Origin of the sequence: Ignisphaera sp. (assembly GCA_038831005.1) — an archaeon.
GTDB lineage: Archaea > Thermoproteota > Thermoprotei_A > Sulfolobales > Ignisphaeraceae > Ignisphaera.
On the sequence record JAWBKZ010000003.1, the window covers coordinates 269,688 to 288,819 of the forward strand.

Consider the following 19,132-nt stretch of genomic DNA (forward strand, 5'->3'; position numbering starts at 1 on the left):
AGTTATGCCTGTTGTAAGAACATCGTTAAGCAGGATGCTAAGGTTGATTGGAATAAATGATATAGAAAAGTTAAGGGATACACTATTTAATCTAAAATGTGAAACAGAAGTAGATGAAGATGGTACAATAGCGATAGAGGTTCAGAGTGATAGAATAGATATGTTTTCAGTTGAGGGTATAGCTTACGCAGCAAGGCTTTATCTGGGTTTGACAATACCTAAATCTATCGATTCTAAATCATTTTTTAGAGTCTTTGTAGAACCACCATTAAGGAGACCATATATAGGAATAGCAGCTGTAAAAAACGTTGAATTAGATGAAGAAGCTCTCAAAGATTTAATAGAATTCCAGGAGAGATTACACATAACGTACGGTAGACATAGAAGGAAGATTGCGATAGGCTTACATGATTTATCTAGAGTTTCGTCTAACACTATAGTGTATAAAGATGTCGATATAGATAGAGTAGAAATGGTACCGCTTTTCTCGGAAAGAAGAATTAGTATAAGAGAGGTATTAAATTCAACAGAACAGGGAAGTTTATACGGTAGTATAGCGATACATGGAAATATGCACCCAGCCATTATTGTTAGCGATGAAGTTATATCGCTTCCACCAGTAATAAATAGTGATATAACCAGGCTCGAACCTTCATCTAGAGATATACTTATTGATGTAACAGGGACAGATTTCAACTCTGTTATCAATGTGCTAAACGTTATAGTTCATGCATTGTCATTCTATGGAGGTGAAGTTTTAGGTGCCGAAATTTACTATCCTGATAGAACTACAGTTACACCAGACCTTAAGTGGAGAGAGATTGAGATTGACATAAACTTTGTTGCAAGGTGGCTGGGTCTAGAGGTGAGGAAAGTAATAGAAGAAAGTAATAAAGCTCTACAAAAAATGGGCTATATGTTCAAAGAAATAACTAACGAGAAGATGTCAGTTCTAGTTCCACCATATAGATGCGACATAATGCATCCTGTAGACGTAGTAGAAGATATAGCTATAGGGTTCAGATACAATAACTTGGGTATAGAACTTGTAGAACCAGTAAAGTCGGTAAAGCTAAGGGTAATGAGGAAAATCGATGTAAAGTCCTTAGCGGAAGTGTTAAGTGAGGTACTTGTAGGTTTAGGCTACACAGAGGTTAATGTTCTTTCCCTATCATCATCTAAGACTATTGAGCTCGTATCTGATGAACCTTATCTAAAAATCATGAATGCATTATCTAAGGAACTTGATGCATTGAGGAACTCGTTAATACCATCTATGCTTACAGTTTTGCGGGATTCACAATATGTAGCTCAACCAGTAAAAATATTTGAGATAGGTGAAGTAGTAGAAAAGTGTGATACATGTTATACAGGTTGGCGTAACTCTCTTAATGTATTGTTAGCTGTAATGGATAGCGAGATTAGGTTTGAAGATATACATGCAGATCTATATGCAGTTTTAAGGGAACTCGGTCTAGAGGGTAATTTGACTATAAGAGCTTGTAGGAAAAAGACCTTTATCGATGGTAGATGTGGATGTATATTATATGGTGATAAAGAGGTAGGGGTTATAGGAGAAGTCCACCCTGAGATACTCAAATCTATGGGTATAGAATATCCGATAGCTATGGCAGAATTAAAACTAGATACGCTAGCTAAGGTTATCAGAGGTTTAAAATGATCGGTATCAATTAATTATGTAGAAGATTAAACAGGTATGTAGGCCATGGATATAGATAAAAGAATAGAAATAATCAAGAGAAACACTGTCGAAATTGTAACAGAAGAGGAGTTACGCGAAATGTTAATCACAGGCAAAAAACTTAGAGGCTATATAGGTTTTGAACCTAGCGGCATAATGCATATTGGGTGGCTTATATGGATGTACAAATTTAAGGACCTTGTAAATGCTGGTATAGAAATGACGCTTTTTGTTGCTACATGGCATGCGTGGATTAACGATAAATTAGGCGGTAATATGGAATTGATTAAAGCTTCAGCTAATCATGTTATCAAAGTTTTAGAAACATTAGGAATCGAGGTCCCAGGGTTCAATGTCGTATATGCTGGTGAACTTGTTGAGAGATCCAGCTATTGGGAAAGGATATTGAGAATGTCTAAAAGAGTAAGTTTGAGCAGGGCTAAGAGAGCTTTAACTATAATGGGTAGAAGAGCTGAAGAAGCAGAACTAGATTTCTCGAAGCTACTGTACCCGTTTATGCAAGTGGCAGACATATTTGAAATGGATTTGGATATAGCTTTAGGTGGAATTGATCAAAGGAAAGCACATATGCTAGCGAGAGATATTGCTGAAAAAATGGGATTGAAGAAGACTATAGCTATACATACACCATTACTTCCATCGTTAAGAGGTACAACGAAAATGGTTGGTGTTGAGGGTGAGGTAGACGATATATTATCTCAAGTAAAAATGAGTAAATCTAGACCTGAGGAAGCAATACTTGTTACAGATAGTGATGAAAACATCCGAATCAAAATCAGATCAGCTCACTGTCCTCCTCGCGATGTTTCGGATAACCCTGTGATGGCTATAGCTAAGTATATAATATTTGCTGAAGAGCCTAAGAGATTCATTATAGAGCGTCAAGCTAAATATGGTGGAACAATAGAAATATACACATATAGAGAACTAGAAGAACTATACACTGGTGGGGATCTTCATCCTCTAGACCTAAAGAATGCTGTGGCAGAAGAACTTATAAAGATTATTAAGCCTATAAGAGAATCGTTACAAAAAGAACTTGAGCTTTGGAAAAACTTGACTGAAATAGAAAGATCAATAACTAGGTAAGGGATTGATAAAGATGGTAAAGTATGTTATAAGAGCGAAAATAGAAGTTGATGGTAGTGTAGATAAATCTGATATCATAGGAGCTATATTTGGCTATACTGAAGGTATTTTTGGTGAAGAATTCGATCTCAGAGACCTACAGGATAAAGGAAGATTGGGAAGAATAAGTGTTGAAGTAAAGTCACAAGATGGTAAAACTGTTGGGGAAATACTTGTACCATCAAATCTAGATAGAATAGAAACAGCATTACTAGCTGCATTACTTGAAAGCGTTGAACGCGTAGGTCCATATCAAGCAAAGATACAGATAATAGACATAGTCGATATTCGTGCAGAAAGACTTAAAAAAATAATGGATAGGGCTTCAGAAATAGCGAAAAAATTCTTTCTAGAAAAAGCACCAGACATTAAAGAGGTACTGATCAAAATCTCTGAAAATGTAAGAACAGGAGAGGTGATTCTCTACGGACCTGAGAAACTGCCAGCGGGGCCCGATATCGATAGAAGTGATATCATTATCATAGTTGAAGGAAGAGCCGATGTGTTAAACCTTCTTAAGTATGGCTATAGAAACGTTATAGCACTAGAGGGTGCTCATGGATCAAAGATACCGGAAACAATAATTAAATTGGCATCTAAAAAGAATGCTATATTATTTGTCGATGGTGACAGAGGAGGAGAGCTCATAGCTAGAGATGTTCTTAAGGTTGCCGACATAGATTTTATAGCTAGAGCACCTTCAGGAAAAGAAGTTGAGGAACTTACTGGTAAAGAGATTGCTAAAGCTCTAAAGAATGTTATACCAGCTAAACAATTTCTGGAACAGATAGAGAAGAAGTCTACAGAGGATATTATTGAGGAAGTTAAGCCAGTTGAAGAAGCTACGGTTCAGCAACAAGTAATTGAGAAATCCGAAGAGATATCTATGGAAATACCTGTAGCAGTAATAGAAGAAGGTAGGAAACTTGTTGGAACATTAGAGGCTATACTTTTTGACTCTAAATGGAATGTAATAGAACGTTTACCTGTAAGAGACTTGGTTGAAAGACTGGGTCAAATAGATTATGGAAAAGTGCATACAATAGTTTTTGACGGTATAATAACGCAAAGACTGCTTGATGTTGCTTCAAGCAAGGGTATCAAACTCATTATAGGCGTTAGATTGGGTAACATATTAAGAAAACCTGAAAACATAATGGCTATGACTTTTAACGACATATTTGGAACATTTTCATAAACATGTTATTTTTACTCCTTCCTACTATAATCGAAAAGCGATTTACTACTTCTCGCCACTCCTTTTAAGTGATTTTCGGTGACCCCAAAGTATCCAAGTATTCTTATGACAGCGGGTATTATCTGATGTTCAATGTAATAATCTATGTCAATATCTCGCACATCAGTAGAGATATATGGTCTAGCTCTCTCGGAAATCTTTCCGTTTCCTCTACATATCACATACCCTATTTTATCTCCTACCTCAACCTTATAGCCCATATTGATGAGTTGTTTAGCTACAGCAATATGAGGTTGCATCGCTTCATACTCTGGTATAGGTTTTGTGATGGTTTTCCAAATAATGAATGAGTCTATTAATACCTTTCCTTCAGCTATACTCCTCTTTAAATCTTCAAGCTCTTTTCTAACATAATCTACAGCTTTTTTGTAATCTCCGGTCTTCAGAACTATTTCAGCAACCTTCTCTTGAATATTTTTAGCTATATCTGCCCAATCACCTCTAACAGCCTCAAATCCAACTATATCTATGAATCCTTCTGAGGTAAGACCTACATACCTCTTCTTAGCTTCTGTGAAGAACACTCTTTTATACACTTTATCGATCTTTATCTCAAGCCCCAGTTCACGCTCTATCTCATCTATAAACATATTTATCTTTTCGGGCTCATATTTAACAAAGATAGAATCTGTATCTCCATATATTATTTCCAAATTATACTTCTTGGCTAAATTAAACGCCATCTTGATTATCTGTCTACCATAAGCTGCAACAGCTTCTGCACATTCTTTACAATACCATCTAGCACCAGTCCAACCCATATAACCATAACAAGCATTTGCTAAAACTTTTAATGCTTTTTGTCTAGCATCAAGAAGTCTATATTCATATTCATTGTTTTTATATAATTTCATCTGTTCTCTAACGCTTTTTCTAGCTGTTATTAATGATTCAAGTGCAGATTTAAGGAAGGAGGTTGGCTGATTCAGGAATCTGTATCCAATTTCTGGAACTTCATAACAATCATTGTTTTTACATAAATACGGATCACGTACATAAGTATCTGGACCTATGTTGTATTTTATCATTATATTCGGATACATTGAAGAAAAATCAAGAACAGCAATATTTTCATGAATACCTTTTCTTGGTTCTAGAACTATGGCTCCTCTATAAGGTTCATATGGTCTTTCAGCTCTATTTGGAATCAATTCTCCATAATGATATGCTACCCGCATCAAATACCATTCAAGTCTAAAACCTACACTTGCGGTACCTACTTGATCTAATGGTATGCCGGTTACGCTAGAGAGTTGTATTGCGAATGGCAAGAATTTTTCAGCTATACCATACGTAGAAACAATATCATCTTCAGAGTACTTGAGTAATATCTCACGTAGTTTTTCGTCATCCCAATATCTGTGTATTTCATACCAAGGTACAGTAGTTCTCTTGCTTTTCTTCATAACCCCAAGATAATCCGCTACTTCATCTAGACTCTTAACTTTTATTTCAGCTATCTCTTCAGCAAAATCAAATAAGTCTACGTTTACACGTCCAGGAATAGATATATGACCATAGATGCTTCTGGAAGGTTCTGAACCTATTTTTCTAGATACATCAAGCTTTATACCTAAATGTCTACATCGATCGATAAGATAAGGCCAGTCAAATTGGTTAGAATTATAGCCAACAATTATATCTGGATCATATTTGCGAACATATTCTATGAACTCTTTTATTAAATTTCTATCATCTTTATCTCTTGCCGTAATCTTTACTATTTCTTTTTCAGAATTCATAAGTGATATTATGATTATAGGATCTCTATCAGGTCTTGGAGTTCCACGAGGATTATAGACCTCTATATCTATAGCTAGGATTCTGAGAGTAGGCAAAGATATTCTGTCTATGCGGCCAAGCACATCAACGATTTCAAATTTTTCATCTACTCTATAGCCTGAAGATACACCCTGTCTCATAACTTTAAATCTATTCCATGTACATGGATAAATATCATTGTCTATCAAATACCTCATTGAGAATCTTATATCAGCTTCAACTACAGCCCTAATTCCTAATAATCTAGAGACATGATTTCGATACTCACGTACATACTCCGGTAGCAATGTTGTTATTTTTAGTGCTGTAGCATGTTCACCATTGAAGCGTTTTTCCATAACCTCTATAGATAGTATAGGTGACTTAGGTATAGAGAGTTTCTTAATCTGAGTTATTATGGCCTCAAGCTTTTCTTTATTCGAGTAACTATATTCAACAATATCATAGAAATAAGGTCTAAACCTTCTATCTCTAAGTAGTACACGTTTATTATCTTCAGTCACCCCCCATATAACTACATGGGGTTCGTTGCCCAAAACCTCGTAAGATACATCAAGTATAAATACATCAATGGCATCTTCTTTATTGATCATTACGACTCCTACCTAAATATTGAATGTTTTAAGAAACTTATATGGATTTACGGACAAATCATGACATAACCAATATGCTAAATCTTATATACCTATAAACGAATTGTTAACAATTATGCTGACAAACATATTTAATCATTATATATGCATCTTCTCCATCTGGATAATAGTTTGAGATCCTGTTGATAATACTATAACCTAATTTTTTGTAAAGAGATATGGCGTCGATATTGGAGGTTCTAACCTCTAAACGATATTGACAAACATTAAAATTCTCTTTAAATACTTTCTCTATGTGTGCTACAAGTTGTTTACCTAATCCTTTTCTTCTGTATGCTGGATGGATACACAGAGAGATTATATGTCCAAAATTATCTTTTCTCACAATTCCAGCCACATATCCTATGATATTTGATTCTTGTTCTATCACTAAAAATAATTCTGGATAAAGTGTTAACAACATATACAGAAGTTCTTTAGGATAAGGATCCTTAAAACATAATGTTTCAAGACGATAAATGTTATCTAGGTCTTCTATTCTAGCTTGCCTAATATGCAATTTATATCTACCCTGAAAGCAATATATATGATGAAAGACTAGTGGCTACAATAATTATCAATGCATTCAATATATCGATAATTTTCATGGACACGATCTTGCTAAATTTTGAAGATTGATCAATTGAATATTTTAGAAATAAAGCACCATCAGTTATGAATAACGGTATAGCATTTACCACGAAGAGGCTGAAGTTTATTACCAATATAGTTGTTAGTAAAAATACTAAATTCTCAAACCATGGCAATCTATATAGCTTACCATTTTTTATAAATACAGTAGCAGAATCAAAAACAGCTCCTATACATGGTATTGTTTCACTATCTTTCTTATGAGCATTCAAGTATATGTTTAAAGATTCACAGAATCCATTATAGTCACAGATATCTATTGATATATTTGAACCTATGGGAAGCTCTTGTACTACTGATACAAATTTGTTAATACTATCTATGGAGATATTATTGATTGCCACTATTATGGTATTCGGTTTCAGATTTGCTACTCTAGCTGGACATAGTGATGTATTACAGATAGAGCAATTAATAGATGTTATCGCTACGGTTATAGATGGTATGCCAATGATCATAGGTGTAAGTGTATTTATTGTTAATAAAATTAAGAAGATAATTAGCGTGGTTATAGCATTACCAAAAATGCCTGCAGAAACTATATTTATTTTCGATCTTCTTGAAGAATTGTTAAAACTATTTTCATCTAGCTCAACAAAAGCTAACGGCATAAAGAACATTAGTCCAATACCCCAGCTCTTAATTGATACTCCTTCCATAATTGCTATAAATGCATGCATAAATTCATGCACTATTACTGCTATGCCTATAGCTATAAATAGGTATGGAACTATATCTTGAAACTTAAAGAGTAGTGGCACCGGCACCATTACTGGTTGAGGCGCTATAGAGGAAGTTCCAGTTGCATATTCTAAAAATGATTTCACAAACTTTACTATCTCTGGAACAAATACAGAATAGAATAAAATTATGCCGAGGAGTGTCACAATTACGAATAATATGTGGAATTTTCTATCTATTGGTCTAGAGAAGTGGGGAGTTCTTTTCTTACCTATAAACAGGAGAACACCTCCTACAATAAATTGTAGTCTCAATCTATGTAAAGTTAATTGCTTACCTCGTGTATAAACATTTAATAATGTTGTAACAACAGTAAATATTGCGAAAAATACCAGTATATCCAATGCGTTATTCAATATCATACACCATACTGTTTGATGATCATGTTATGGTTAGCTATGTGAAAGAGGTTATATATTCAGATGAACATTGGCAGACTCTTAGAGATAAGCGAGCTAAGGGTTTAAAGCTACTTGAGGTACTTATGAACTGTGGCTATATGTTACCCATTATCCATGGCAGTGTAGCACGTGGAGATGTTTCCAAGGACAGCGATGTTGATGTGGCTTTACTTTATCCCTATCCTATCGGTATGATTAAAATGTGTCTAGAAGAGAACGATATTAATGTACATAACATTAGGATTGTTCAGCCTACACCTAGACATACACCTAAAGTATACGTATATCTAGATCCATATGAAGAAGAATCCATATCAATACCTTTAGCACCTCTTGAGAATCTTGAGATCGAGTACTACAGATTTAGCGGATATATCGTTAGAGACGATATTATAGCAGAAAGAAGGGTTAATGGGGTTAACAAGAACCTGTTACTCATAATACCAACTGATAGAGGTCATGTAGAGATACCTGTTCTAGGTAATGAGGGTTATGTCTGTAAGATATTGGGAGTATCCATAGATATTGTTAAAGATCGTACTGAAGCACTGATTAGAAGATCTCGTGAAGGTCATACAGGTTTATTTATTGATATAGATGTACCGTATTTTGAAGAAGTAGAACAATTTATAGAAAAACTCTGCATAAATAATATGATCTTCAGGAGAGCTGTGGCAAGATATGGGCTCTGCGCATAAGGTATATAGTTATGGTATTTTAGGGACATGGTATGGTGAAGTTCCTAATGGATGTAGGTACTGTATCAAGGGATCTAAATCGGTTATATTTGTTTCTGGTACTTGTGGTGTTGATTGTTTTTATTGTCCTATAAGCTTTGAGCGTAGAAAACCTAATGCATTCTATGTCGATGAAGAGAGATTTGCGAATATGATGGATATTGTAGATGAAATTGTCTTTATAAAAGCAGAAGGAGCGTCTATAACAGGTGGTGAACCCTTCCAGGTCTACTACATTGTTGCAAATATTATTAAGACTCTTAAGGATGTATTGGGAGAAAAGTTCCATATCCATTTGTATTCCTCAGGCTTCGGAACAACTAAGGAAGCCATAAAACATCTCGCATCTCTAGGACTAGATGAAATAAGGTTTCATATAGTTGATAGTAGTGTAATGAAACTTGTTGAATTTACTGTTAGAGAGACGAGCATGGACGTAGGTATCGAGGTTCCAGCTTTACTGGATTTTGATTGGCTATGGAGGATAGTTATAGATGCTGAAAAAAGTGGCGCAAAATTTGTTAACATAAATGAACTCGAGGTTAGTGAAACAAATATAGAAGACGTACTTATTCGAGGATTTAAACTTAGTGATGATGGTAGAAGCGTTCGTGGTAGTGCTGAAGTAGCAAAAAAAGTAATAGAGAAAGCTTCTCAAGAAGGATTGAACATCTCTGTGCACTTTTGTTCAGCATTATACAAGGATGTTATTCAGCATAGGAATAGGCTTAAGAGAAAATCATGGATATGTTCTCAACCTACAGATGAGCTTAATGATGATGGAACGATTAGGAGGAGGGATAGAGACATAGTACCCCTCATGCATTTATGTAGCAACTATATAAAGATATAAGTATTGTATACAGTATTACCCTAAGGTTACTGTAGATCTGTGTATAGCAACATTGATAATAGATAGAGGGGAAGATATGTGCCTAAAGAAGCATTACTCTACAGAATCATAGATCCTGCCAAAAAACTTGTTGAATGTACGGCTTGTCCCAGAAGATGTAAGATAGGTGATTCTCTGTATGGTTTCTGTGGAATAAGATGGAATTTCAATGGAAAGCTTTACCTAGTTTCACATGGAATCTCTATAGCTGTTGCTATAGACCCTATAGAGAAGAAGCCCCTCTATCATTTCCATCCAGGTTCAATGGTTTACTCGATGTCTACAACAGGATGTAGTTGGGCATGCCAATTTTGTCAAAATTGGGATATATCGCAAAGGAAAGTGATAACCGGCTGGAAGGTTTCACCAGAACTTGCAGTCGAGTTAGCTTTAGCTTATGGTGCACAAGGCATTACTTATACCTATAACGAACCTGTGGTATTCATAGAATATGCATACGATGTGGGTATACTGGCAAAAAAGAATAATCTGTTTAATACCATGGTTACAAACGGTTATATGACTGATGAAACTATAGATCTTGTTTCTAAATTTGTGGATGCTGTTACAGTAGATCTTAAAGGTCATGGCGATCCAGAACTTGCTAAAAAGATTTGTTATGTACCTAATGTGGAACATGTATTTAATACTTTAATTGAATTGAAAAGAAAAGGAATATTTATTGAAATAACAGATCTAGTAATACCTAGATATGGTGAAGACCTAGATAAGGTACGTAAACTAGCTATATGGATAACAGAAAACCTAGGTCCAGAGACACCAGTACATTTCTTGAGGTTTCACCCAGATTACAAAATGATTGATGTTCCAGCATCATCAGTAAAGATTCTTGAAAAACATATAGAGATAGCTAGAAACGAGGGCTTAAAGCATGTGTATATAGGAAACGTACCTGGTCATAATTATGAACATACCTACTGTCCAAACTGCGGAAGACCAGTAATAAAAAGGATAGGGTTCGATATAGTTGAATCAAATATACAAAATGATTCGAGATGTGGTTTCTGTGGATATAAACTCAACATAGTTGGTGGTGTAAATCCTGTGTATAAAACAGACAGATTTGTTTATCTACCGTTAGATACATATACAGAGTTCATACACATACCGTTCAATAATATAAAGAATTTTGTGTTAGGTGGGAAACAATAGAAATTAGTAGCAATATCGTTGATGCTCACTGTCACATCCATGAGTTTCCTAATGAGGAAATCAAAGATATAGGAAAGCTGGTAACATATCTTATAGCTGTGAGTGATGATCATCGATCATCTATAAGAACACTAGACCTTGCGAAAAGATATAGATGGATCATACCATCTGTGGGCTTGCATCCCTGGTCTGTAGATGCAGACTCTATTGATGAAGCAAAAAAGATATCAGATCTAGCTAGAGAAAAAGGTAACGAAATTAGAATTCTAGGTGAAGTAGGTTTAGACAAGAGGTTTAAGCAGGATACGTATCACCATCAATTAAAAGTTTTCGAGATATTTATCGAGTTAGCCAAAGAAATGAATATGATTTTAAATATTCATGCAGCGGGTGCTTGGAGGGAGGTACTTAATATACTTGCTAAAAATGATATACCTATGGCTATAATTCATTGGTATACAGGTCCCTTAGAACTTATTAAAGAGATAAACGATAGAGGTTATTTAATAACGGTAAATCCTACAATAGCTATTCAACAAAAGCAGAGAGATGTAATAGCACAGGCCCCTATAGACCTAATATTGGTTGAAAGCGATGCTCCCTATAAATACAAAGGCCTAGAGTTACATCCAAAACACATACCTAATGTCATTAAACACATAGCTATGATTAAAAAAATTAGTGAAGAAGAGGTACATGAAGCTATTTCAAGAAACATTTACAAGTTGCTGAAACACATATAGATAAATACAAGGCGTAATTATCGAGTTCATTGAAGTACCGTAAGGTTAACCAAGTATAAAAGTTAACTATTTTCTAGGTTTCCAGAAAGATATTAAATGTTCAAAATAAAATATATTCAACCCGGTGGTAAATTGTGTTGGAATCGCTGAAGAGGATGAAGGCATTATCTTTACCCAAAGAATATCCAGAAAATATAGACCTAATTAGATTAATCAACTATAGAACGTTTCTAGGATGTATCTTAAATGATGTTAGATGCGCGATAATGTCATTAATGGCAAAAGGTTATACTTCGGCTCTCGATATAGCTACAGCCTTAGGTTTTTCTAGAACAGCGATATATAGACATCTACATAGTCTTCGTAAAAATGGCCTAGTAATTTATAGGAATGGTAGATTCTATATAGCGGCCAGATTCTTCTTAGTATATGATGTAGAGCTAGATAGTGAAGAAAGCATTAAACTGAAAATATATGCTGACAAAGGCGGCTTTGCTGACGAAGATGTAGGGTTTGTTCTTGTCAAAGGTGAATCATGTAGATGTGATGTATGTAGTATTGCTGAAAGTTGTCTTAAGGCTGTCAAGAATTTGGCTCGAAAACTTGAAATAAAAGTAAGATCTGAAATACCTTTAGAAGCATTTACAGAGATAGCTCGAGAGGTAACATATAGAGATATCGTGAGTATAATAAAGAGTGGCTATCTGATAGTAAAGTCGCCATTTGATGAAGAAGGGCATGAGGAAAAGGAATAAAAGATGAAAAAACTAGTGTTCAAGCTTGATTATGCTGGAAAAATACTATCTGGCGAGAAAACCACCACAATAAGACTTTCTACAAATCTTAGGGAAGGAGATACAGTAGAAGTCTATGTAGGTCATGTTAGAATAGGTAAGGCATTAATAAAGAGAATCTATAGAAAAAAATTGAATGAACTTAGTGCTGAAGAGATAAGAAGCGATGGGTTTAAAAGTATAGAGGACTTGATAAAAACATTAGCTAAAATATATGGTAGCAGAAGAATAAATACGGATTCAGAAGTATATATAATTGAGTTTCAGTTATATTAAAGATATTTAAGAGATATAAACTCTAGCTTAAATAAAAATTTATGGAGTTTCATATTAGTGCGGGGGTGCCCGAGCCAGGTCAAAGGGGTCGGGCTTAGGACCCGATGGCGTAGGCCTGCGTGGGTTCAAATCCCACCCCCCGCACCAATTAATTGTTAATAGCTGTATGAATATACATTAAATATTGAATAAGATCATGTACTAATATCTAGATCCAGAGACACTAGATCTCTGTGCAAGAAACAAAATCAATAATTATACTGAATTCAAGGATATCATTTGTACAGATGGTGTCCTTGAATTCAGTATAATTTAAGTAGATACAAGTTGGTTGAGTGTGAGGTATTAATGAATGCAAGCATGAAAGAAATTAGGTATAGATTTAGAGAAACGTATAGGATGCTCATAGTAGTTGTTCTTCTCTCTATCGCGGGCCTGGTTATAGAGTTTGTTTTTGCCTACATGTATTCTTCAATGATACTTTATACAGATGTTGTTCACTGGATTGTAGATACAGCTCTGGAAATTATTTCACTAATAATGTTTTTCATTATATCCAAAATCTATAGAAAGTTTGATTGGAGTGTATTCATATTAGAGTACATGATATCCATTTTCGTGATCCTTGTTGTTTTTGGTTTCTATATACTGTCATTGATAGAGTATGTATCAGCACATTCTACTTCAATGATGGAACCCTCAACAACTAATATCTATCTAGCAATAATTACAGTTATTGGGGGCATCATAACATTTATTACGTTTTCTATTGAAAAGAAAGCGTACAGAAGGTTAAAGACAGAGATATTGAAAATAGACTCAACACATGCTATAATAGATGTTATAGTGTCGATAATAGTCTCTATAGGGATAGTATTAACTGCATTAACGAAGAACTTGATTATAGAACTCGTTGTAGTATTATTCGTGTTTTTTGTCGCTTTACAGACACTCCTAAGCTTAGCTAAGGATATACTAAAATCTATCCTGGGTTTTGAATCCAATCCTCATCTTAAGATAGAACTTGTATCGAGACTCAATAAGATTGTTAGTGACAAGGTGGTCTTAGGTAATGTTGAACTCAAGAAGATCGGATCGATTTACATAGCTAAGGTCGAGATATACCTAGACCCCAAGACAACAATAGGTGAAGCTCATAAACTTAGGGAGACAGTAAACATAATATGTAGAGAAGTATCTGAACTCATATATCATGTTGATGTAGTGTTTTATCCAAAGAAAAGATATAGAAAAGTTAGAAAATCTGAGAAACAATATTCAAGGAAGTACTAACTAGACATGAAGGCATCTAGCTCGAATTCATATACATAAGTGTTGAACCATCACATGCAAACCCAGGTGTATTAAGATTCTTGAAACCCTCTCTACATGTTCCAAAGACTAATCCTTCTTCTGTCACAATTTCTCTAATCATGGCCATATAGTGAAACCTTATGCTAGATTTTAGATAGCGATAACCATGGATGTACTCCGAAGAGTCTTTGTTATACATTTCAATCAGCTTATCCTTGATATTAGGAAAAGCTTTAAGAATTCTCGTTAAGCTATCGTTTCTTGCCTTATATGTTGATGTAGTTATCTGTTTAACCCCAACAGTATTCAGCATTTTAATCAAGTTCCTTAAATCGTTATAGTCATCATTTATGTATGGTATTATTGGGTCTATTCTAACAACAACATTTAAACCATTTTTTGTGAGGATTTCTATAGCTTTAATTCTTTCATTAGGTAAGGGAGCACCGGGCTCTAATTTACTAGATATAGAACTATCTAGTGTTGTAATAGTTATTGATACAACTACGCTATCCCTATATCTTCTCAATATGTCTAGATCTCGTGTAACCATAGAGCTCTTGGTTACGATAAGAGTCTTAAACCCATGACTGAGCAGTATCTCTAAAACGCTTCTAGTTAATCGATACCTAGTCTCTATTGATGGATAAGGATCACTGCTAGAGGATATCTCTATTAATGAATTCTTAGGAAGTTTCACAACATCCTTTCTTAACCTATCTATGAATCTTTCTTTAGGTCTTACATTACTATGTTTAGGGATATAGCTTGTTGCATAACAGTACAAACAGTTATGGCTACATCCAGTATATGGATGTAGTACCCATTTGTATGGACATGTACAGAGCCCAGATTTCCAAGGATTAAAAGGTTTAATAACACGTAGGTACATTATACTCATTCCGTTTAATTCAATATCTTAGTTTTTAACCAGTTATAAAGATTGTCCCAAAACATTTGATATCTGGATCATATTAAGTAATTCAATAAGTGTTTTTATTAATTTGTAAGTCACAAACATACGGTTTACATTGCTAGCATTGATAGAGGTCTTAACGATATGTAGCATTTTAATAGAATAACGTTAACTCTATTTAGAGACAATACGTATTTATCATCAATATTTTTATTTGTTTCCTAAACCATTTGAATAAGGTGAAAACGTTAATGAACATGATAAGACTAGGTATAATGTTGATACTTATTTTCATTGTAATAAATGTTAACTTGATATGTTACAGTAAAGCCTATGGTTATAATGATTTATTGTTAACGAAGACAAAGATCAATGCTAATACAGTTACTAATGAAGTTACGATCCAGGCACTTGATACGGAGACAACCGCTACAGAGACACAGATTAGTGAAGCTCAAAACATCACTACACTAACTGTAATCCAATCAACGGTTACGATAACTAAAGAACTTGTCATATTTCATACGTTCACAGTAACAAATGTTGTGAGTATAGGCGCATCAATGAATCCTCAGCTAGTTACAAGTATAGTAATGTTTGTGGCAATAATAGCTGTCGTAATAGGGTACTACATAGGATATAAATCAGCTGAAAAACATGGTAGTAAGTCAGTATCGGTTTATGTCACCAAGGGTAAAAAATAGTATGTATTATTTATGTTTATGTACTTTTTGGTTGTTTAGATTTAGATCATAGGTATAGCTTATCGACTTCAAGTCCATTTTTATATTGAAGAGCTTGTTACTCAATTTGAATCTCCGTAGAATAGCACATAATCAAAGCTTTTCTGATATTGTCTGTATGTATATCTAATAGAAATGCAAAGATCAGGGAAGCCAATGATGAAGCTATTTTACCACTTAAATTCATAGACATGTTATTAATTTTAGCTAAAGCGGCTAAGGCTAAAATACTAAATGTTACACTAATTGTACCAATTATATTGCTAACTTCATTTAACTTTCTTGAGATATCGTTACAGAATTTTATTGAAGATTCTTCAAGCAGTTCTCTTACAATATTTCTCAACTCAATGATGTTGTTGGCCAGGTTACAGAATGTATTTACATATGGTTCGATGTTGATATTATTTTTATCACTCTTTATATGATTGATTAACGCTAAAAATCTTTCTGTAGAATTGATTGAAAGATTCTTGAGCGTTTCAAGTTTATCGATAAGTTTCGGGTTAAGAGAGCATTTGGATAGTTCTTTCTGGATTAAGATCTTCGATATAGTATCCGTAATAGAGGTAAAATTGTCTATAGAGATACAGCAGCTTCCCATGCATAGAGACCGAGATCTTTCAGAGTGAGCTTTTAGGCTCTTCATCCTTTAGACCGTGATCTGTTGCTGCCCACATCATCATCTAGATTTCTATAGATTTTCATAACTTATAACTTTTCAAAATCACTTCGCTATGTACAAAATGAAAAGATGTCATATTAAAGCTAATGGGTAGAGATATGAAAAATATTTTTGTTGTAGTATCATGAAATTAACTACATGGCTTTCTAGGTGTTAGTAATGGTCGAGAAACCCTGTGATGATAGCTACATCATTATCAAGGGTAAAGTTATTGATGGATTAGGTGAAGGTGCTAGATACGTTCAGCTATACAGTAACAATATATCAAGAGTTTTGGGAATAAAGCCTTATCCAGGAACACTGAATATTCTTGTAGATAGAGAGTACACGAAAATTATTGAATTGGTTTTTAGCGTCGATAAACCAATGTATACACTTCCTCCACCTATGGAAGGTTTCGGCAAAGTTTACGTATGGAAAGCATATATAGACTGTTTACAGGTATATATAGTAAGACCTGAAATAACATTGTATAGCAGTCAAGTTCTTGAAATAATATCCAATGTATTTCTTAGAAAAACATTAGGTAAAAGATCTGGAGACAGTATAGATATTGTTGTTACTCATAGTGGAATTGCACCATGCTTCTGTCTATAAGGCTACAACAATACTTATTTTCTTTAGAGTACAAACAGCAAAGTGATGTGTGAATAGTATGGCTATCGAGAAGCATAGGTTTTGGAAATTTATGGATCTAGGTATAGATCCATATATAAATGAATACAGATATGATGTTGATACAGATGTTAGAACGTTAAAGAAGGTTTATAGCAATCTTAGTAATGGCGAGATATCTCCAGATATGTACAGTATTGCTGGTAGACTTATGGGTATAAGAAGGCATGGCAAGATAGTTTTCGGTGTACTAGATGATTCAACTGACACTATTCAGCTTGTTTTTCGTCATGATGTGCTAGGGGGGGAACAGTGGAAAGTTGTTGAATTGATCAATGTTGGCGATATTATTGGTGTAAAAGGAAAACCTATGAGAACACTTAGAGGGGAATTTTCATTATTAGTTGAAGAGATGAAGATTCTTTCTATAGCTTGGAGAGAGTACCCGGAGAAATGGCATGGTTTAGCAGATCCTGATAAGAGGTATAGAATGAGATACCTAGATATAATGCTAAATTCTAAATCAAGAAAAGCTATTATTGTTACTCATAGAATTGAGAAGAGCTTCAGGGATTTCCTAGACAACAGAGGATTTATAGAGGTTCATACACCAAAGCTTCAACCCATATATGGAGGTGCATTAGCTAGACCCTTCATAACGAAAATGTATGCTCTAGATAGAACAGTATACTTAAGTATAGCTCCTGAAACATACCTAAAGAGATGTGTCGTAGGGAATTTGTTCAAAGTATATGAGATATCTGTATGTTTCAGAAACGAAGATATAGATGCACAACACTATCCTGAGTTCATTCAAATAGAAATATACCAAGCATTTGCTGATTGGAACGATATGATGAAACTTGTAGAAGAAATGGTTTCAAATGCGATTAAAGAGGTTTTCGGAGACTATGTTATTGAGATAGAGAAGAACGATGAAAAAATTGAATTGAATTTCAAACCACCATGGACGAGAATAGGGCTTGAAGATTCCATAGAAATTTATGGGGGTATTAAGGTTAAAGATAAATCAATTGAGGAACTTATAGATGTAGCTAAATCTCTCGAAATAAACATTGAAGATGCAAGAAGAGGGAAAATAATCGAGAAAATATTCGAAAAAATAGTGGAGCCAAAATTAATTCAACCTACATATGTCACGCTATACCCAAGAGATATTTCACCTCTGGCTAGACCCTATAGAGAAGATCCAAGATATGCAGAAAGATTTGAAATATTCATAAATGGTCTAGAGATTGGAAATGGCTATAGCGAGTTAAACAATCCCATAGTCCAGTACTACTTCTTCAAAAAAGAAGAAGAACTCAGATCAAGACATACAGAGAAAATGGGTAAAGAAATTGAATATCATCCACTAGATAAAGACTACGTAAGAACTCTCGAATATGGCATGCCTCCTACTGCTGGAGTAGGGATAGGGATATATAGACTCGTTATGGTTACGCTAGAACTTCAGTCCATAAAAGATGTCATACCCTTCACAATAGTGGAACAGGATGAATTTCTAACAATAGCCGAGAAAAATAATGATATTATGAGTTACTATATAAATAAATTCAAACTAGACAAGTATTAAACAAAATACACACAATGCACACATTATGAATCTTTTCTTTAATACATTTACTACCTATTTATCTATTATTTACCCATATACTTATATAAACATCATAACAATATATACCTCTAAAATCAATATTAATTTAAAAAATTAGATTATCTGGTTAAGACACTTTTTGGTTATTTTTTTCGGTTATTTTTATCACAGTCTTACCTTGTCTGTGGTTGTGCTGATGTTGCTGATAGATATACATTTGATGTTCCTATGTTTAGGTTTAGTGCTGTTGATGTTGTTGCGCCTATGTTGGGTATTACTATTGTTCTACTGTCTGTTCCTGATATAAGTG

18 protein-coding genes and 1 tRNA gene are annotated in these 19,132 nt (G+C 34.3%); 14 read left to right on the plus strand and 5 right to left on the minus strand.

Annotated elements, in window-relative coordinates; translation table 11 throughout:
• The first annotated feature begins 4 nt into the window (after window positions 1–4).
• Genes pheT through dnaG form a run of 3 tightly spaced genes read left to right on the plus strand, consistent with a single transcriptional unit; the run spans window position 5 to window position 4,049 of the window.
• Window positions 5–1,681: a phenylalanine--tRNA ligase subunit beta gene (gene pheT, locus QXK50_04765; protein ID MEM2008474.1), complete on the plus strand. Its 1,677-nt coding sequence runs from the start codon at window positions 5–7 to the stop codon at window positions 1,679–1,681.
• A gap of 45 nt (window positions 1,682–1,726) precedes the next feature.
• Window positions 1,727–2,812 carry a tyrosine--tRNA ligase gene (locus QXK50_04770; GenBank protein ID MEM2008475.1) on the plus strand — a complete coding sequence of 362 codons (1,086 nt, stop codon included), beginning with the start codon at window positions 1,727–1,729 and terminating at the stop codon, window positions 2,810–2,812.
• A 13-nt stretch (window positions 2,813–2,825) separates the two neighbouring features.
• Window positions 2,826–4,049, plus strand: a complete 1,224-nt coding sequence (gene dnaG / locus QXK50_04775) for a DNA primase DnaG (protein MEM2008476.1) — start codon at window positions 2,826–2,828, stop codon at window positions 4,047–4,049.
• A gap of 11 nt (window positions 4,050–4,060) precedes the next feature.
• On the opposite strand, the gene QXK50_04780 is transcribed toward dnaG, so the two are convergent.
• From QXK50_04780 to QXK50_04790, 3 genes are all read right to left on the minus strand, one after another.
• On the minus strand, window positions 4,061–6,484 hold the full coding sequence (locus QXK50_04780; protein MEM2008477.1) for a DNA polymerase II: 2,424 nt from the start codon (window positions 6,482–6,484) through the stop codon (window positions 4,061–4,063).
• 106 nt (window positions 6,485–6,590) lie between these two features.
• Window positions 6,591–7,043 carry a ribosomal protein S18-alanine N-acetyltransferase gene (rimI, locus tag QXK50_04785; protein ID MEM2008478.1) on the minus strand — a complete coding sequence of 151 codons (453 nt, stop codon included), beginning with the start codon at window positions 7,041–7,043 and terminating at the stop codon, window positions 6,591–6,593.
• A 7-nt stretch (window positions 7,044–7,050) separates the two neighbouring features.
• Complete coding sequence (locus QXK50_04790; protein MEM2008479.1) at window positions 7,051–8,271, minus strand: site-2 protease family protein; 1,221 nt, start codon at window positions 8,269–8,271, stop codon at window positions 7,051–7,053.
• A 32-nt stretch (window positions 8,272–8,303) separates the two neighbouring features.
• Here QXK50_04790 and QXK50_04795 point away from each other — a divergent pair, with 32 nt between their 5' ends.
• The 8 genes from QXK50_04795 (at window position 8,304) to QXK50_04830 (ending at window position 14,224) form a co-directional block, all read left to right on the plus strand.
• Window positions 8,304–9,014, plus strand: coding sequence for a nucleotidyltransferase domain-containing protein (locus QXK50_04795; protein ID MEM2008480.1), 711 nt, complete (start codon window positions 8,304–8,306; stop codon window positions 9,012–9,014).
• Window positions 8,998–9,906 carry a hypothetical protein gene (locus QXK50_04800; GenBank protein ID MEM2008481.1) on the plus strand — a complete coding sequence of 303 codons (909 nt, stop codon included), beginning with the start codon at window positions 8,998–9,000 and terminating at the stop codon, window positions 9,904–9,906. Before QXK50_04795 ends, QXK50_04800 begins: the two co-directional genes overlap by 17 nt.
• Window positions 9,907–9,984: 78 nt before the next feature.
• Window positions 9,985–11,118, plus strand: a complete 1,134-nt coding sequence (gene amrS, locus QXK50_04805) for an AmmeMemoRadiSam system radical SAM enzyme (protein ID MEM2008482.1) — start codon at window positions 9,985–9,987, stop codon at window positions 11,116–11,118.
• 14 nt (window positions 11,119–11,132) lie between these two features.
• Window positions 11,133–11,861 (plus strand): TatD family hydrolase, encoded by a 729-nt coding sequence (locus QXK50_04810; protein MEM2008483.1) that lies wholly within the window; start codon window positions 11,133–11,135, stop codon window positions 11,859–11,861.
• A 134-nt stretch (window positions 11,862–11,995) separates the two neighbouring features.
• On the plus strand, window positions 11,996–12,616 hold the full coding sequence (locus QXK50_04815; protein MEM2008484.1) for a winged helix-turn-helix domain-containing protein: 621 nt from the start codon (window positions 11,996–11,998) through the stop codon (window positions 12,614–12,616).
• 3 nt (window positions 12,617–12,619) lie between these two features.
• Window positions 12,620–12,931 (plus strand): ASCH domain-containing protein, encoded by a 312-nt coding sequence (locus tag QXK50_04820; protein ID MEM2008485.1) that lies wholly within the window; start codon window positions 12,620–12,622, stop codon window positions 12,929–12,931.
• A gap of 59 nt (window positions 12,932–12,990) precedes the next feature.
• Window positions 12,991–13,078: transfer RNA gene (locus QXK50_04825), tRNA-Leu, on the plus strand.
• Window positions 13,079–13,279: 201 nt separating this feature from the next.
• Window positions 13,280–14,224, plus strand: coding sequence for a cation transporter (locus tag QXK50_04830; GenBank protein MEM2008486.1), 945 nt, complete (start codon window positions 13,280–13,282; stop codon window positions 14,222–14,224).
• Window positions 14,225–14,240: 16 nt separating this feature from the next.
• Here QXK50_04830 and QXK50_04835 read toward each other — a convergent pair whose 3' ends face one another.
• Entirely contained in the window at window positions 14,241–15,137 is an 897-nt protein-coding gene (locus QXK50_04835) for a radical SAM protein (GenBank protein MEM2008487.1), read from the minus strand.
• Between the two features lie 275 nt (window positions 15,138–15,412).
• Between QXK50_04835 and QXK50_04840 the strand changes: the two genes are divergently transcribed.
• Complete coding sequence (locus tag QXK50_04840; GenBank protein ID MEM2008488.1) at window positions 15,413–15,865, plus strand: hypothetical protein; 453 nt, start codon at window positions 15,413–15,415, stop codon at window positions 15,863–15,865.
• A gap of 97 nt (window positions 15,866–15,962) precedes the next feature.
• Here the strand turns inward: QXK50_04840 and QXK50_04845 are convergent, their stop codons facing one another.
• A complete protein-coding gene (locus tag QXK50_04845; GenBank protein ID MEM2008489.1) occupies window positions 15,963–16,553 on the minus strand; it encodes a hypothetical protein in 591 nt (196 codons plus the stop codon).
• A 195-nt stretch (window positions 16,554–16,748) separates the two neighbouring features.
• Between QXK50_04845 and QXK50_04850 the strand changes: the two genes are divergently transcribed.
• Both QXK50_04850 and lysS read left to right on the plus strand, forming a co-directional pair.
• Window positions 16,749–17,186 (plus strand): DUF120 domain-containing protein, encoded by a 438-nt coding sequence (locus QXK50_04850; GenBank protein ID MEM2008490.1) that lies wholly within the window; start codon window positions 16,749–16,751, stop codon window positions 17,184–17,186.
• A gap of 58 nt (window positions 17,187–17,244) precedes the next feature.
• A complete protein-coding gene (gene lysS, locus QXK50_04855; GenBank protein ID MEM2008491.1) occupies window positions 17,245–18,801 on the plus strand; it encodes a lysine--tRNA ligase in 1,557 nt (518 codons plus the stop codon).
• Window positions 18,802–19,132 lie beyond the last annotated feature (331 nt).

What these genes read in the sequence shown, in the direction of transcription:
- QXK50_04840 (MEM2008488.1), top strand. Translation starts at nt 15,413, where the DNA reads ATGAACATGATAAGACTAGGTATAATGTTGATACTTATTTTCATTGTA.
- dnaG (MEM2008476.1), top strand. Translation starts at nt 2,826, where the DNA reads ATGGTAAAGTATGTTATAAGAGCGAAAATAGAAGTTGATGGTAGTGTA.
- lysS (MEM2008491.1), top strand. Translation starts at nt 17,245, where the DNA reads ATGGCTATCGAGAAGCATAGGTTTTGGAAATTTATGGATCTAGGTATA.
- QXK50_04835 (MEM2008487.1), bottom strand. Translation starts at nt 15,137, where the DNA reads ATGTACCTACGTGTTATTAAACCTTTTAATCCTTGGAAATCTGGGCTC.
- QXK50_04800 (MEM2008481.1), top strand. Translation starts at nt 8,998, where the DNA reads ATGGGCTCTGCGCATAAGGTATATAGTTATGGTATTTTAGGGACATGG.
- QXK50_04780 (MEM2008477.1), bottom strand. Translation starts at nt 6,484, where the DNA reads ATGATCAATAAAGAAGATGCCATTGATGTATTTATACTTGATGTATCT.
- QXK50_04845 (MEM2008489.1), bottom strand. Translation starts at nt 16,553, where the DNA reads ATGAAGAGCCTAAAAGCTCACTCTGAAAGATCTCGGTCTCTATGCATG.
- QXK50_04850 (MEM2008490.1), top strand. Translation starts at nt 16,749, where the DNA reads ATGGTCGAGAAACCCTGTGATGATAGCTACATCATTATCAAGGGTAAA.
- QXK50_04830 (MEM2008486.1), top strand. Translation starts at nt 13,280, where the DNA reads ATGAATGCAAGCATGAAAGAAATTAGGTATAGATTTAGAGAAACGTAT.
- QXK50_04795 (MEM2008480.1), top strand. Translation starts at nt 8,304, where the DNA reads ATGGTTAGCTATGTGAAAGAGGTTATATATTCAGATGAACATTGGCAG.
- QXK50_04820 (MEM2008485.1), top strand. Translation starts at nt 12,620, where the DNA reads ATGAAAAAACTAGTGTTCAAGCTTGATTATGCTGGAAAAATACTATCT.
- QXK50_04770 (MEM2008475.1), top strand. Translation starts at nt 1,727, where the DNA reads ATGGATATAGATAAAAGAATAGAAATAATCAAGAGAAACACTGTCGAA.
- pheT (MEM2008474.1), top strand. Translation starts at nt 5, where the DNA reads ATGCCTGTTGTAAGAACATCGTTAAGCAGGATGCTAAGGTTGATTGGA.